Origin of the sequence: Microbacterium sp. NPDC028030 (genome assembly GCF_040637855.1) — a bacterium.
In the GTDB taxonomy this organism is placed as follows: domain Bacteria; phylum Actinomycetota; class Actinomycetes; order Actinomycetales; family Microbacteriaceae; genus Microbacterium.
In genome coordinates this window covers 940039-954793 of record NZ_JBEZXF010000002.1, presented here as the reverse complement: position 1 = coordinate 954793, position 14755 = coordinate 940039, and the positions used below count along the sequence as shown (strand labels likewise).

Here is a 14755-nt window from a genome sequence, read left to right as displayed (position 1 = left end):
GTCAGCCTCGCAGCATCCGCTCCCAGAGCATCGTGAACTCCGGGAGGGTCTTGGCGGTGGTGCCGATGTCGTCGATCTCCACTCCGGGGACGCGAAGTCCCACGAGCGCTCCGGTCGTGGCCATCCGGTGGTCGTGGTGCGCGGCCCAGGTGCCGCCGTGCAGCGGGCGGGGCATGATGCGGAGGCCGTCCGGCAGTTCCTCGGCCTCGCCGCCGAGTGCGCGGAGGTCGCCGATCAGCGCGGCGATGCGGTCGGTCTCGTGCAGGCGGATGTGCCCGATGCCGCGGATCGTCGTCGGCGACTCGGCGAAGGCGGCGAGCCCGACGAGCGTCGGCGTGAGCTCGCTCGCCGCCGACAGGTCGAGGTCGAGGCCGCGGATGCCGGAGCCGGCGCGCACCGTGAGGGTGCCGCCGTGGCGGCTGACGTGCGCACCCGCTGCCTGGAGGATGTCCGGGAGCATCGCACCCGGCTGGGTGGAGTGTGCCGGCCACCCGGTGACGGCGACCGACCCTCCGGTGACGAGAGCTGCCGCGAGGAACGGCGCCGCGTTCGAGAGATCCGGTTCGATCGCGATCTCCTTGGCCCGAGGGACGCCGGCCTCGACGAGCCATTCGCCGACGGCAGGGCGCTCGATCCGGATGCCGCGGCGGCTCAGGGCCTCGATCGTCATGTCGATGTGCGGAAGGCTCGGGAGGTGTGAGCCGGTGTGCACCAGGTGCAGGCCGACATCGAATCGAGGGGCCGCGAGCAAGAGGCCGGAGACGAACTGACTCGACGCGGAGGCATCGATCTCCACGCGGCCGCCACGGATGCGACCATGACCGCGGATCGTGAAGGGGAGCGCCCACGTGCCCTCGTCGTCGATGTCGACACCGAGGTCGCGGAGAGCGCTGATGAGGCCGCCCATCGGCCGATGCAGCGCGGTCTCGTGCGCGGTGAGGTGCACGTCGTGCTCGGCGAGTCCGGCCAGGGGGGCGATGAAGCGCATCACCGTGCCTGCCTGTCCGCAGTCGATCGTCGTGCCGCCGTGGAGCTTCGCGGGCGTGACGACGAGGTCGGGACCGAACTCGTTGCCGGCGTCGACCTCCTCGATGCCGACGCCGAGCGCCCGCAGCGCATCGACCATACGTGCGGAGTCGTCGGAGTGCAGCGGGGCGATCAGTCTGCCGGGGCCGTCGGCGATCGCGGCGATCATCAGCTCGCGGTTCGTCAGCGACTTCGAGCCGGGGATCGTGAGCTCGGCGTGCACGGGCACGTCGGTGGTGGGCGCAGGATAGGCGCCCTGCACGCGGGAGGGGGAATACCTGTTGGCGCTCATCGGTTCTCACCTTAGTAAACACGGGGAGCTTCGTCGTCAGACACGAGGCTTCCATCACGAAGGAGAGAGAATGCCGGCGACGCTCGAGCGCGAGGTGATCGACCTCAGCGGCCTAGACTGGCCGGTGATGGATGACACCGCAACCGCAGAGACCGTCGGCGACCCTCGGCGCGAGTTCGAGGAGCAGGCGATCCCCTTCATGGATCAGCTCTACGCCGCCGCGATGCGCATGACGCGCAACCCCGCCGACGCCGCCGACCTCGTGCAGGAGACCTTCGTGAAGGCGTACGGCTCCTGGTCGACGTTCTCGCAGGGCACGAACCTCAAGGCGTGGTTGTACCGCATCCTCACGAACACCTACATCAACATCTACCGGAAGCGGCAGCGCGAGCCCTTCCAGGGCACGATCGACGAGCTCGAGGACTGGCAGCTGGGCGGCGCCGAGTCGACGACCGCCTCGCACAGCCGGTCGGCAGAGGCCGAGGCGATCGACCGGATGCCCGCGTCGGTCGTCAAGGACGCGCTGCAGGCCGTTCCGGAGGACTTCCGACTGGCCGTGTACCTCGCCGACGTCGAGGGGTTCGCCTACCAGGAGATCGCCGACATCATGAAGACCCCCATCGGCACCGTGATGAGCCGTCTGCACCGTGGCAGACGGATGCTGCGGGAGCTGTTGGCAGAGTACGCCGCCGAGCGGGGCATCGCCGCGGCTGACACGAGGAGCAAGAAATGAGCGACTGCGGCTGCGACAAAGCTCGCCAGGATCTGGAGGAGTACCTCCGCAACGAGGTGTGCAACACCGAGCACACCGAGATCCGCGAGCATCTCGAGAACTGCCCTTCCTGCCGGGACGAGGCGCTCGTCGCGAAGACCCTGACCGAGGTCGTCGCGCGCGCCTGCAAGGAGACGGCCCCCGAAGAGCTGCGCGACCAGGTGTTCGCCCGGCTGCGCGCCGTGCAGGCCGTCCAGCACTGACCTCGCGTCGGAGGGCGACCGTAGGCTGTTCTCATGGCCCTCATCGATGCACGCGGGATTCCCGCTGACCAGACCTCTGTCGAGCGGCTCGCGCGGGAAGACCTCGACTATCGCGTCGTCGACCCCGACGATCCCGCACAGGCGGTGCCTTTCCAACGGGCGATGTCCCGCGGGTTCCTCGGCGCAGAGCCCACCTCGGCCACACTCGAGGAGGGTCTGCCGACGGTGCGATCCCGCCGCAACATCGGCGTGTACGAGCAGGGCTCGGCGCGGGGGACCCTCCCGGTCGCCACGATCGACTCGTGGGTGACGCCCCTGACGCTGCCCGGCGGCGGCGACATCGGCATGTGGGCGATCAGCGGAGTGACCGTCTCCGGCACCCATCGGCGCCGCGGCATCGCTCGCTCGCTTCTCGAGGGCGAACTCCGGGCCGCTGCGCAGGCGGGCGTCGCGCTCGCGGGACTCACGGTGACCGAGGCGACGATCTACGGGCGTTACGGCTTCGGCGCTGCCGTCCCGGTCTCTCACCTCACGGTCGACACGCGCCGCGCCGGATGGGCGGCCACGCCGTCGCGAGGCCGTTTCGAATACGTCGACCGCGAGCAGCTCGCCGCCGACCTCGGCGCTGTGCACGAGCGCGCGCGGAGAGGACGCCCTGGTCAGGTGCCGGGATGGAGCGCCAGATGGGCGGGGATCGCGGGACTGGCCAGCGCAGACACCGACCGCGAACGAGTGCGTGGCGTGCACTTCCTCGATCAGGAAGGCGTCCTGCGCGGCGTGCTGGCGTACACCCTCGAGGAGATGGGCGGAACATTCCGGTTCCGGCTTCGCGTGCGGATGCTCGTGGGCGAGTCGCAGGAGGCCGTCGCCGCGCTCTGGCGATACGCCCTCCAACATGATCTGGTCGACGAGGTCACGGCAGACCTGCGGCCCCTCGACGACCCGCTGCCCTGGTTGGTGGCCGACTCCCGCGGAGTGACGCAGGTGGTGCACGATCACGGCTGGCTGCGCGTCCTCGACGTCCCGACGGCTCTCGCTGCACGTCAGTACTCGGCGCCGCTCGATGCGACCATCAGGGTCGAGGACCCGCTCGATATCGCCGACGGACAGTGGCGCCTCCGCGTGGACGAGACGGGAACGATGACCGTCTCGGAGCACGCGGGGGCGGATGCCGACCTGACGCTCGACGTCTCTGCGCTCTCGGCTCTGTATGCGGGCGGCGTCCGCGCGGCTGCGCTTCTCGGCGCCGGCCGGATCGCAGGGGAGGCGTCCGCGGTCGATGCCGTCGATCGGTCGTTCGCGGCCTATCCCGTGCCCTCGCTCGACATCTGGTACTGACCGGGGAGTTCACAGGGGCTTCGGACGAAAGAGGGCGCCGCGACTCGATCGCGGCGCCCTCTTTCGTCGATGCCGATCAGTCGAGGGTGACGGCTGTGCGGATCAGCAGAGCCTGCTCCGCCGCATGGACCTTCGAGGATCCGGTCGCGGGCGACGCGGAGGCCGGACGCGAGACGGGACGGAACGACCGGTCGCCGGGGACGTCGGCGAAGGCCAGGGCCAGGAACGGCCAGGCGCCCTGGTTCTCCGGCTCTTCCTGCACCCACACCAGCTCGGCGTTCGGGTACGAGTCGGTGATGGCCTTGAGAGCGTCGATCGGAGTCGGGTACAGCTGCTCGAGCCGAACGAGGGCGACCTCGGGGTTCGGGTTCTTCTCGAGCTCGGCGCGCAGATCCCAGTGCACCTTGCCGGAGTGCACGAGCACGCGCTTGACGGCATTGCGGTCGAGGCCGCGGTCGTCGTCGATGACCGGCTCGAAACGTCCCTGGGTGAAGGCCTCGACAGGGCTCGTGGCGCCGCGCAGACGGAGCATCGCCTTCGGGGTGAAGACGATGAGCGGCTTGCGCGGACGGGCGTAGGCCTGGCGACGCAGCAGATGGAAGTACGACGCAGGAGTCGACGGGCGGGACACGATCATGTTGTCCTGCGCGCACAGTTGCAGGAAGCGCTCGATCCGAGCAGACGAGTGGTCAGGTCCCTGGCCCTCGTAGCCGTGGGGGAGGAGCAGGGTCACGCTCGACTGCTGCCCCCACTTCTGCTCGGCCGCCGAGATGTACTCGTCGATGACCGACTGCGCGCCGTTGACGAAGTCGCCGAACTGCGCTTCCCAGAGCACGAGGGCCTCTGGCGCCTCGACGGAGTAGCCGTACTCGAACCCGAGTGCGGCGTACTCGCTGAGCAGCGAGTCGTAGATGAAGAAGCGGCCCTGCGCGTCGGACAGGTTCGACAGCGGCAGCCATTCCTGACCGTTCGCCCTGTCGTGCAGAGCGGCGTGGCGCTGTACGAATGTGCCACGGCGGGCGTCCTGTCCGGCGAGGCGGACGGGGGTGCCCTCGACCAGCAGCGAGCCGAAGGCGAGCAACTCGCCGAAGCCCCAGTCGATGTTGCCGTTGCGGCTCATGTCGAGACGCTTCTCGAGCAGCTGCTGGATCTTCGGGTGCACCGTGAAGCCCTCTGGCTTGTTCACGAACGCGTCGCCGATCAGCTGGATGACCTCGCTCGGCACCCCGGTGACCTCGGGGGCGCCGACCTGGTCCTCGACGGGAGGCAGCTCCGGTGCGATCGGCGTCGCGCCCGTCTCGGCCGCGTGCGTCTCGGCGAACGCGATCTCGAGGCGGTTCTGGAAGTCGGCCTTCGCCTCGTCGTACTCCTGCTCGGTGATGTCACCGCGGCCGACGAGCGACTCCGTGTACAGGCGGCGGACGGAGCGCTTCGCCTGGATCAGGTCGGTCATCAGCGGCTGCGTCATCGAGGGGTCGTCGCCCTCGTTGTGTCCGCGTCGGCGGTAGCAGACGAGGTCGATCACGACGTCGCGGTGGAAGCGCTCGCGGTACTCGAACGCCAGCTGGGCGACGTGGATGACGGCCTCGGGGTCGTCGCCGTTCACGTGGAACACCGGCGCCTGGATGGTCTTGGCGACATCCGTCGAATAGATCGAGGTGCGTCCGTCGTTCGGGGTTGTGGTGAAGCCGACCTGGTTGTTCACGACGACGTGGATCGTGCCACCCGTGCGGTAGCCGCGCAGCTGCGACATCTGCAGTGTCTCGACCACGACACCCTGTCCGGCGAACGCCGCGTCTCCGTGCACGAGGATCGGCAGCCAGGCGAAGGTGCCGATCGGCTTGCGGTCCTGCTTGGCGCGGACGATGCCCTCGAGCACGCCGTCGACCGTCTCCAGGTGAGAGGGGTTCGCCGCGAGGTACACCGGCAGCTCGGAGTCGTCGTCGGCGACGAAGGTGCCTTCGGTGCCGAGGTGGTACTTCACATCGCCGGAGCCGCGCTGGTTGCCGGGAGTCTGGGTCCCTTCGAACTCGCGGAACACCTGGCCGTAGGTCTTGCCGGCGATGTTTGTGAGCACGTTGAGGCGGCCGCGGTGCGCCATGCCGATCGCGGCACCCTCGAGCCCGGCTGTCGCCGCACCCTGGAGGATCTCGTCGAGGAGCGGGATCAGCGATTCGCCGCCTTCGAGCGAGAAGCGCTTCTGGCCGACGAACTTCGTCTGGAGGAAGGTCTCGAACGCCTCGGCCTCGTTGAGCTTGCGGAGGACGCGGAGCTGCTCGTCGTGCCCGGGCTTCTGGTACTTGACCTCGACCTTCTCCTGGAACCAGCGACGCTGCTCGGGGTCCTGGATGTGCATGTACTCGATGCCGAGCGTGCGGCAGTACGAGTCGCGGAGCACGCCGAGGATGTCGCGGAGCTTCGCGACGCGGCGACCACCGAAACCACCGGTGACGAACTCGCGGTCGAGGTCCCAGAAGGTGAGGCCGTGACTCTCGATCTCGAGGTCGGGGTGCGAACGCTGCACGTACTCGAGCGGGTCGATGTCGGCCATCAGATGGCCGCGCACCCGGAACGAGTTGATGAGCTCCTGGACCCTGGACTGCTTGTCGACGCGCTCGGCGAGGTCGACCGCGATGTCCGGGTTCCACCGGATGGGGGCGTACGGGATGCGCAGTGCCGCGAAGATGTCGTCGTAGAACCCGCGCTGCCCGATGAGAAGCTCGTGCACCTTCTTGAGGAACTCGCCGGACCCTGCGCCCTGGATGACCCGGTGGTCGTAGGTGCTGGTGAGCGTGATCGTCTTGCCGATCGCGAGCTCGTTGAGCGTCTTCTCGCTCGCGCCCTGGAACTCGGCCGGGTACTCGAGGGCACCGGCGCCGATGATGCAGCCCTGGCCCTTCATGAGACGCGGGACCGAGTGGACGGTGCCGATGCCGCCGGGGTTCGTCAGCGACACCGTGGTGCCCTGGAAGTCCGCCGCCGTCAGCTTGTTGCCGCGGGCACGTGTGACCAGGTCCTCGTAGGCGGTGAGGTACTCGGTGAACGTCATGGTGTCGGCGCGCTTGATGCTGGGCACCATGAGCGCGCGCGTGCCGTCGGGCTTGGGCAGATCGATCGCGATGCCGAGGTTGACGTGGGCAGGCGCGACGACGGAGGGCTTGCCGTCGACCTCGGCGTAGAACACGTTCTGGCTGCGGAACTCGTCGAGCGTGCGGATCAGCGCCCAGCCGATGAGGTGGGTGAAGCTGATCTTGCCGCCGCGCGTGCGCGCCATGTGGTTGTTGATGACGATGCGGTTGTCGATCATCAGCTTCGCGGGAACCGTGCGCACGCTGGTCGCGGTCGGGACGGTCAGCGACTCGTCCATGTTCGCGGCGAGGGTCTTCGGGAGTCCGCGCAGCGGCGTGACCTTGTCCTCCTCGACGGGCTCGACCGTTTCCTTCGCCTCGGGCTTCGGCGTGGGCTTCGGGGCCTGGGCCGGGATCGGCGCGGTGGCGGCCGGCTTGGCGGTCGTGCGGGCCACCGGCTGCGAGCCGATGACCGGAATGGGCGCGGTGACCGGATGCGCGGTCTGATCGTTCGTCGCGGCGGGTGCGCCGGCGCCCGAGCCCCCGGTCTCGGAGTGGTACTTCTCGAGAATCGGCCACCACTCCTTGTCGACCGAGTCGCGGTTCACCTTGAACTGCTCGTAGAGCTCTTCGACGAGCCAGGAATTGGCTCCGAACCCCCCGTCGCCACCGACGCCGGTCACCTGGTTCGACACGCTCTATCGCCCTCTTTCATCGCTGAAGCTGTCCTGTGGGGGCGCACGACGCAGGATGCGTTCGGGCCCGCACACTCTCGACCAACAAGCCTAACCTGTTTCGCTCGGGGAATCGTCGAAGCCGTGCGCCCATACCGGCGTGTTCTGAGTACCGTGGAGACATGGAGTTCTCAGGAGCGCAACCGACCGTCGATCTGACCTACTCGGACGTGTTCCTGGTGCCGCGCCGATCCGCCGTCACCAGCCGTCTCCAGGTCGACCTCGCGCCGCTCGACGGCACTCCGGCCACCCTGCCGATCGTCGCATCGAACATGAACTCGGTCACAGGCCCCCGCATCGCGGCCGTCCTCGCGCGCCGCGGGGCGCTCGGCGTGCTCCCGCAAGACCTGCCGCTGCAGGACCTCGACTCCGCGATCCGCGAGGTGAAGGCCCAGCCCGTGCTGTGGGACACGCCGATCGTCCTCCCGCCGGAGGCCTCGGTCGCCGACGCGCTCCGGCTGCTCCCCGCCACCCCTGGGCACGGGATCGTGGTCGCGCACGGCTCCGCGCCGTTCGAGGGCGGACGCATCGTCGGAGTGCTCCCGGCGACCCGTCTCGCGACCGCACTCCCCGATGCGCAGGTCGGCGACCTCGTGCACCGCGGCACACCGTCCATCGACGCGGATGACATCGGATCGGAGCGGCACGCGTTCGACGTCATCACCGACGCGGGCGTCGAGATGGTCACGGTCGTGCACCACGGTCACCTCGTCGGCACGCTCAGCGCGCGCAGCGCGCTCCGCTCGACGCTCTACGCTCCCGCGGTCGATGCGGACGGTCGTCTCGCCGTCGCGGCGGCCGTCGGCATCAACGGCGACGTCGCCGCGAAGGCCAGGGCACTGGCCGCGGCGGGTGTCGACGTGCTGGTCGTCGACACGGCCCACGGCCACCAGGAGGGCATGCTCACGGCGCTGCGCGCCGTCGCCGCCCTCGATCTCGGCCTGCCCATCGTGGCGGGCAACATCGTCACGGCCGACGGCGTCGCAGACCTCGTCGACGCCGGTGCTTCGATCCTCAAGGTGGGCGTCGGGCCCGGCGCGATGTGCACCACGCGGATGATGACCGCCGTCGGACGCCCGCAGTTCTCCGCCGTGCTCGAGACCGCGCAGGCCGCACGGGAGCTCGGCGCCCACGTCTGGGCTGACGGTGGTGTGCGGTACCCCCGCGACGTGGCTCTCGCCCTCGCGGCCGGCGCGGCATCGGTCATGGTCGGATCGTGGTTCGCCGGCACCATCGAGGCGCCGGGGGAGCTGCAGCGCGACACCGAGGGGCGCTTGTTCAAGGAATCATGGGGCATGGCGTCGACCAAGGCGGTGCAGGCGCGGTTCGGGCGCCTCGACGCGTACGAGCGGGCCCGCAAGGAGCTGTTCGCCGAGGGCATCTCCTCGTCCAAGATCTACCTCGACCCGCTGCGTCCCGGCGTCGAGGATCTCCTCGACATGATCACCTCGGGCGTCCGGTCGTCGTTCACGTACGCCGGGGCCTCGTCGGTGCCCGAGTTCCACGACCGTGCGCTGGTCGGACTCCAGTCGGCCGCGGGGTACGAGGAGGGGAAGGCGCTGCCGGTCAGTTGGTGATCAGGCGAGCGCGCGCACAGCCGTGTTCTGTACAATCGTCCGCATAATGGACGACCCTCCCAGTTGCAGAACATCGCCCCACTGTCCGCCTCTCTCACCGGAGAGGAACCTCTGATGGACTACATCATGTTGGGCGTGGGGCTCCTGCTCACGGTCGGCACCGGCCTCTTCGTCGCGAGCGAGTTCGCGCTGGTCAACCTCGACCGCGCCGATCTGGAGGCGCGTCAGGCTCGAGGCGAATCCCGGCTCTCGCTCACGATCAGCGCGCTCAAGCACACATCGACGTATCTGTCTGCGGCGCAGCTCGGCATCACCCTGACCACGCTCCTCACCGGTTACACGATGGAGCCTGCGCTGTCGAACCTGCTGCGGCCGACGCTCGTCGCCTGGAGCATCCCCGAAGCCGCCGTCGCCCCGATCGCCACCGTCGTCGCGATGCTCGTCGCGACCGTGCTGTCGATGATCCTGGGAGAACTCGTCCCGAAGAACTTCGCGCTCGCGCTGCCCCTGGCCACCGCCAAGCTCGTCGTCCCGTTCCAGACCGCGTTCACCACGATCTTCAAGCCTGCCGTCGTGGTGCTCAACGGCAGTGCCAACGGCGTGCTGCGCAGCATGGGGATCGAACCGAAGGAGGAGCTCTCCGGCGCCCGTAGTGCCGAGGAGCTGTCGTCGCTCGTGCGACGCTCCGCCAGCGCCGGTCTGCTCGAGGCCGACACCGCGACGCTGCTCGACCGCACGCTGACCTTCTCCCGGCTCACGGCCGCCGACGTGATGACGGCCCGCCCGAGCATGCACGCGATCGCCGCGGGCGACTCGGTCGACGACGTCATCCAGCTCGCCCGCCGCACCGGCCACAGCCGTTTCCCCGTCTACGACGACGACCTGGACGACATCACGGGCGTGGTGCATCTGAAGGCGGCGATCTCGGTGCCCCGCGACCGTCGGGCCGAGGTCCCGGTCGGCGCGCTGTCGACCGAACCCCTGCGTGTGCCCGAGACCGTGCACGTCGACGCCCTGATCGCCGAGTTGCGTGCGCGCGGATATCAGCTCGCCGTCGTCGTCGACGAGTACGGCGGCACGGCGGGACTCGTGACGCTGGAAGACCTCGTGGAAGAACTGGTCGGCGAGGTCGCCGACGAGCACGACCGCACGAGGGCCGGCGTCATCCGCAACCGAGAGGGCATCACGTTCCCCGGTGAGCTCCGACCTGATGAGGTCCGCCGACGCGCGGGCGTCGAGGTGCCGGAGGGCGAGGTGTACGACACCGTCGGCGGCTACGTCATGAGCGTGCTCGAGCGTGTGCCGTCCGTCGGCGATGAGGTGCCCCTGGACAGCGGCACCCTGCAGGTCGTCCGCATGGACGGCCGACGCGTCGATCGTGTCCGCTACGTGCCGAGACCGGTCGACGCCGAAGAGGAGGCCACCCGATGAGCGATTGGGGAGGACTCGCCTGGCTCGTGGTGCTGCTGGTCGCGAACGCGTTCTTCGTCGGCGGCGAGTTCGCCGTCATCTCCGCGCGACGGTCGCAGATCGAACCGCGTGCGGAGCAGGGGTCGCGCGCCGCCAAGACCGCGCTGTACGCGATGGAGCACGCGACGCTCATGCTCGCGACATCGCAGCTCGGCATCACGATCTGCTCGCTGCTGATCCTGAACGTGTCGGAACCGGCCATCCACCACCTGCTGGCCGTGCCGCTGCACGCGCTCGGATGGCCGGACGGCGCGGTGGATGCGGTCTCGTTCACGATCGCCCTGCTGGTCGTGTCGTTCCTGCACGTGGTGTTCGGCGAGATGGTGCCGAAGAACCTGGCGTTCTCGGTGCCCGACCGTGCCGTGCTGCTCCTGGCCCCACCGCTGGTCTGGGTGTCGAAGGTGTTCATGCCGGTGATCTGGGTGCTCAACGCGGCGGCGAACGGCGTGCTGCGCCTCTTCCGCGTCGAGCCGAAGAACGAGGCCGCATCGACCTTCACACTCGACGAGGTGGCGACCATCGTCAGCCAGTCGCGGCGCGAAGGCGTGCTGATGGATGCGGCGGGCACCGTCACAGCGGCCGTCGAGTTCACGGACAAGAAGGCGCGTGACGTCGCTGTGCCCCTGAGCGACCTGGTGACGCTTCCGCAATCGACCACCCCTGAGGACATCGAGAAGGCCGTCGCGCGCTACGGGTTCTCCCGCTATGTGATCGTCGACGACGCCGAGGTGCCGATCGGCTACGTGCACCTGAAGGACATCCTTCGCGCCTCCGAGGGACCCGACGCGGAGACCAAGATGGTCGAACCCCTCCCGGCGAAGCGCATCCATCACATGGTGCCCGTGCAGGAGGACACCGACCTGGAGGACGCGCTCGCGGTCATGCGCCGCGCCGGACGGCACCTGGCCAAGGTGCGCAACGCAAGGGGCGACACCACCGCGGTGCTGTTCCTGGAGGACATCCTGGAGGAGCTGGTCGGAGAGGTGCAGGACGCGACCCGGCGGTTCCGCGGGCGCTGATCCGATGACGATGGCCGCCGACCCGGACGGGTCCGGCGGCCATCGTCATGATCGCGTGGTCAGCGCCAGCGTGCGCGTTCGTACTGCGGGGGCCAGGAGATCGCTGCGCCCAGCTCGTGCGCAGCGCGCAGGGCGAAGTGCGGGTCGCGCAGCCACTCCCTGCCCGCGAAGATCGCGTCGGCCGCACCATCGGCGAGCACCTGCTCCGCCTGTGCGGCCGCGGTGATGAGTCCGACGGCCGAGACCGGGATGCGTCCGCCCCGGCGCACGGTCTCGGCGAGGGGCACCTGGTAGCCGGGGAAGACGTCGATCCGCTGGTGCGCCACGAGGCCGCCGCTGGACACGTCGATCAGGTCGGCGCCGTGTGCTGTCGCCCAGTCCCCGACGACGGTCGCCTCCTCGGCTGTGAACCCGCCGTCCGCGTGATCGGTCGCCGAGATGCGGACGAAGAGCGGGACGCCGTCACCCGCGATATCGCGGACGGCGTCCACGACGCGCAGCAGCAGCCGCGCCCGATTCTCGAGGGAGCCGCCGTACTCGTCGTCGCGGAGGTTCGACAGCGGCGACAGGAACTGGTGCAGGAGGTAGCCGTGCGCGCCGTGGATCTCCAGGACGTCGAAGCCGGCATCGACGGCGCGGCGCGCGGACGCGGCGAAGGCCTCGACCACGCGGTCGATGCCCTCGAGGTCGAGGGCCGCGGGCACGGCGAACCCCTCGAAGGCGATCGCGGAGGGCGCGGTCGTCGTCCATCCGCCGTCTGCGGAGGGGACCGACCCGCGCGCCTGCGCCCAGGGCCACCACGTCGAGGCCTTCCGTCCGGCGTGCGCGAGCTGGATGCCGGCGGTCGCGCCGCGGTCATGGATCGCCGTCACGATCGGCGTCCACGCATCCCGCTGGTCGTCGTTCCAGAGTCCGGCGTCGCGTAGGGAGATCCTTCCCTCCGGGACGACCGCGGTCGCCTCCGCGATGATCAGACCCGCGCCACCCGAAGCGAACTGGGACAGGTGCGTGTGGTGCCATTCCTGCACGAGGCCGTCGACGGCGCTGTACATGCACATGGGAGAGACCCAGAGACGGTTGCGGAACGTGACGGAGCGGATGTGCAACGGGGAGAAGAGAAGACTCACGGTTCGACGCTACCGTCGCGCACGCGCACCAGGGGCCGTCGCACTAACGTGGAGCCATGGTCGAGGTGCGCGAGTGGTCACGCAGCGATACGGCGCGGTACTTCCGTCCGCCGACGCCGGAGGACGACAAGTACGCGCGCGGGGTGGTGGCCCTGCGCACAGGATCGCCTGCCTATCCGGGGGCCGCGGTGCTGGGCGTCGAAGCCGCCTGGCGTGCGGGCGCCGGTTTCGTGCGGTTTGTCGGCGACGAGCGGGTGGCGGATCGGGTGCTCACGCGCCGGCCGGAGACGGTCGTCGGCGCCGATGCCGGACACTCGCGCGTCGACGCCTGGGTCATCGGCTCCGGCACCGACCCCGCTCAGCGCACGAACGACGAGAGCATCGCGCTCAGAGAGATCCTCGCCGGCGCGGCTCCCGTCGTCATCGACGCGGGAGCCCTGGATCTTGCACCGGGGGCCCGCGCGCCGTTCCTCGTCACCCCCCACGCGCGGGAGTTCTCGCGGCTGCGGGAGCGGCTGCGCGTGCACACGGATGGCGATGAGCGGAGCGAGGCCGCGCACCAGGTCGCGGTGAAGATCGGCGGAACCGTGCTGCTCAAGGGGGCGCGCACACTGATCGCCGCTCCTGACGCCGAGGTGATCGCGGTCGAGGCGGGGACGGGCTGGCTGGCCACCGCCGGAACCGGGGATGTGCTCGCCGGAGTCCTCGGTGCGGTGACCGCCGCGAATCCGGGGGCGCCGTTCGCCGAGGTCGCGGCCGCGGGGGCATGGCTCCACGGTCACGCGGCGCGCATCGCCGCCGGTGTGATCGCCGGCGGTCCCGGGCATCCGATCGTCGCGATGGACGTCGCCGAAGCCCTCCCGCTCGCGATCAGGGACGTCTGGGAGTGAACCGCCGCCTGACGCCCGGAGTGCTCGCGCTGTGGTCGGCGTTCGTACTCGTGCACGTGCTCACGGCGGCGCTGGGCTGGGTGTATCCGAGCCAGCCGATGGGTGACGTGGTCCTGGTGTACGAACCCTGGGCGTCGTCGGCGCTCGGCGGAGGGTCGATCGTCGGGGTCACCGAGACCTGGGTGTATCCGCAGCTCGCCCTCGTGCCCATGCTCGCGGCCGCGGGACTCGCCGCGCCGTTGGTGCCGCTCCTCGGAGTCTCGAGTGCGTACCTGGTGGGCTGGGCTGTCCTGGTCGTGGTGCTCGACGGGATCGCGTTCGCCGTGCTGGTCGGCCGGTCTCCGTCGCGCGCGCGGCGGGCGGCCGGGTGGTTCTGGTGCGCCGCTCTGCTGCTGCTCGGACCCATCGCGCTTTATCGGATCGACGCGATCACCGTGCCGATCGCCGTGATCGGCGGGCTGTGGCTGGTCTCCCGGCCGACGATCGCCGCCGCGTTGCTGACGATCGGGGCCTGGATCAAGATCTGGCCAGGCGCGCTCGTGGTCGCCGCGCTGGTCGCGGCCCGTGCGAGGCTCCGGATGCTGTTCGGCGCGGTGGTCGTCACGGCAGCGGTCGCCGTCGTGCTGCTGCTGCTCGGCGCTGACACCGAGATCTTCGGTTTCCTCACAGAGCAGACCGGACGAGGTCTGCAGATCGAAGCCGTCGCGGCGACGCCCTTCCTGTGGCTGGCGGTCGCAGGAGCCGCGCGCATCGAGTACAGCTTCGAGATCCTGACCTTCCAGATCACGGCACCGGGCGTCGATGCCGTCGCTGCGGCCCTGACACCCGTCATGGCGATCGCCGTCGTGGTCATCACCGGGATCGGCGCAGTGAAGGCGGTCCGCGGTGCGGCGTTCGTCTGGCTGTTCCCTCCGCTCGCCCTGACTCTGGTGGTCACGCTGATCGTCACGAACAAGGTCGGCTCGCCCCAGTTCCAGACCTGGTTGCTCGCACCGCTGATCCTGTGGATCGTCCTCGATCGGACGAGGGCACGCGTGCCCGCGGTCATCGTGCTCGCGCTGTGCCTGCTCACGTGCCTCGTGTATCCGCTCGGCTACGACGCGCTGCTGCGCGCGGACGCTCTCGCGGTGGCCGTGCTGACCGTGCGCAACCTGCTCCTGCTCGTCCTGCTCGTCCTGGGCATCCGCGCGCTCGTGCGGGTGCCCGCCATCCGTCCGTCGAAACCCCAGGAGTGATTCC

At 69.7% G+C, this 14755-nt stretch carries 11 protein-coding genes; 8 read left to right on the top strand and 3 right to left on the bottom strand.

What is annotated here, in order from left to right:
* Nucleotide 1: 1 nt before the first annotated feature.
* Entirely contained in the window at nt 2–1318 is a 1317-nt protein-coding gene (gene aroA / locus AB0E56_RS13605; RefSeq protein ID WP_359799708.1) for a 3-phosphoshikimate 1-carboxyvinyltransferase, read from the bottom strand.
* 127 nt (nt 1319–1445) lie between these two features.
* On the opposite strand from aroA, the gene AB0E56_RS13600 reads away from it, so the two are divergent.
* From AB0E56_RS13600 to AB0E56_RS13590, 3 genes are read left to right on the top strand one after another with little or no spacing between them, the layout of a single operon-like run.
* Nucleotides 1446–2051 carry a sigma-70 family RNA polymerase sigma factor gene (locus AB0E56_RS13600; RefSeq protein WP_359800064.1) on the top strand — a complete coding sequence of 202 codons (606 nt, stop codon included), beginning with the start codon at nt 1446–1448 and terminating at the stop codon, nt 2049–2051.
* On the top strand, nt 2048–2293 hold the full coding sequence (locus tag AB0E56_RS13595) for a zf-HC2 domain-containing protein (RefSeq protein ID WP_183152394.1): 246 nt from the start codon (nt 2048–2050) through the stop codon (nt 2291–2293). The genes AB0E56_RS13600 and AB0E56_RS13595 overlap by 4 nt, the downstream gene beginning before the upstream one ends.
* A gap of 33 nt (nt 2294–2326) precedes the next feature.
* Nucleotides 2327–3631, top strand: coding sequence for a GNAT family N-acetyltransferase (locus tag AB0E56_RS13590; protein ID WP_359799705.1), 1305 nt, complete (start codon nt 2327–2329; stop codon nt 3629–3631).
* 76 nt (nt 3632–3707) lie between these two features.
* On the opposite strand, the gene AB0E56_RS13585 is transcribed toward AB0E56_RS13590, so the two are convergent.
* Complete coding sequence (locus tag AB0E56_RS13585) at nt 3708–7394, bottom strand: multifunctional oxoglutarate decarboxylase/oxoglutarate dehydrogenase thiamine pyrophosphate-binding subunit/dihydrolipoyllysine-residue succinyltransferase subunit (RefSeq protein WP_359799703.1); 3687 nt, start codon at nt 7392–7394, stop codon at nt 3708–3710.
* Nucleotides 7395–7555: 161 nt separating this feature from the next.
* Here AB0E56_RS13585 and AB0E56_RS13580 point away from each other — a divergent pair, with 161 nt between their 5' ends.
* The 3 genes from AB0E56_RS13580 to AB0E56_RS13570 all read left to right on the top strand — a co-directional run bounded on the left by AB0E56_RS13580 (nt 7556) and on the right by AB0E56_RS13570 (nt 11499).
* Entirely contained in the window at nt 7556–9010 is a 1455-nt protein-coding gene (locus AB0E56_RS13580; RefSeq protein WP_359799701.1) for a GuaB1 family IMP dehydrogenase-related protein, read from the top strand.
* Between the two features lie 114 nt (nt 9011–9124).
* Entirely contained in the window at nt 9125–10441 is a 1317-nt protein-coding gene (locus AB0E56_RS13575) for a hemolysin family protein (protein WP_359799698.1), read from the top strand.
* Nucleotides 10438–11499, top strand: coding sequence for a hemolysin family protein (locus AB0E56_RS13570; protein ID WP_359799696.1), 1062 nt, complete (start codon nt 10438–10440; stop codon nt 11497–11499). The genes AB0E56_RS13575 and AB0E56_RS13570 overlap by 4 nt, the downstream gene beginning before the upstream one ends.
* A gap of 59 nt (nt 11500–11558) precedes the next feature.
* Here AB0E56_RS13570 and AB0E56_RS13565 read toward each other — a convergent pair whose 3' ends face one another.
* Complete coding sequence (locus AB0E56_RS13565) at nt 11559–12626, bottom strand: NADH:flavin oxidoreductase/NADH oxidase (RefSeq protein WP_359799694.1); 1068 nt, start codon at nt 12624–12626, stop codon at nt 11559–11561.
* A 56-nt stretch (nt 12627–12682) separates the two neighbouring features.
* Here AB0E56_RS13565 and AB0E56_RS13560 point away from each other — a divergent pair, with 56 nt between their 5' ends.
* Together AB0E56_RS13560 and AB0E56_RS13555 are read left to right on the top strand one after the other, a co-directional pair.
* The gene (locus tag AB0E56_RS13560; RefSeq protein WP_359799692.1) at nt 12683–13516 is read left to right on the top strand and encodes an NAD(P)H-hydrate dehydratase; all 834 of its coding nucleotides are present in this window, start codon (nt 12683–12685) and stop codon (nt 13514–13516) included.
* Nucleotides 13513–14751 carry a hypothetical protein gene (locus AB0E56_RS13555; RefSeq protein WP_359799690.1) on the top strand — a complete coding sequence of 413 codons (1239 nt, stop codon included), beginning with the start codon at nt 13513–13515 and terminating at the stop codon, nt 14749–14751. Before AB0E56_RS13560 ends, AB0E56_RS13555 begins: the two co-directional genes overlap by 4 nt.
* The last annotated feature ends 4 nt before the right edge of the window (nt 14752–14755 follow it).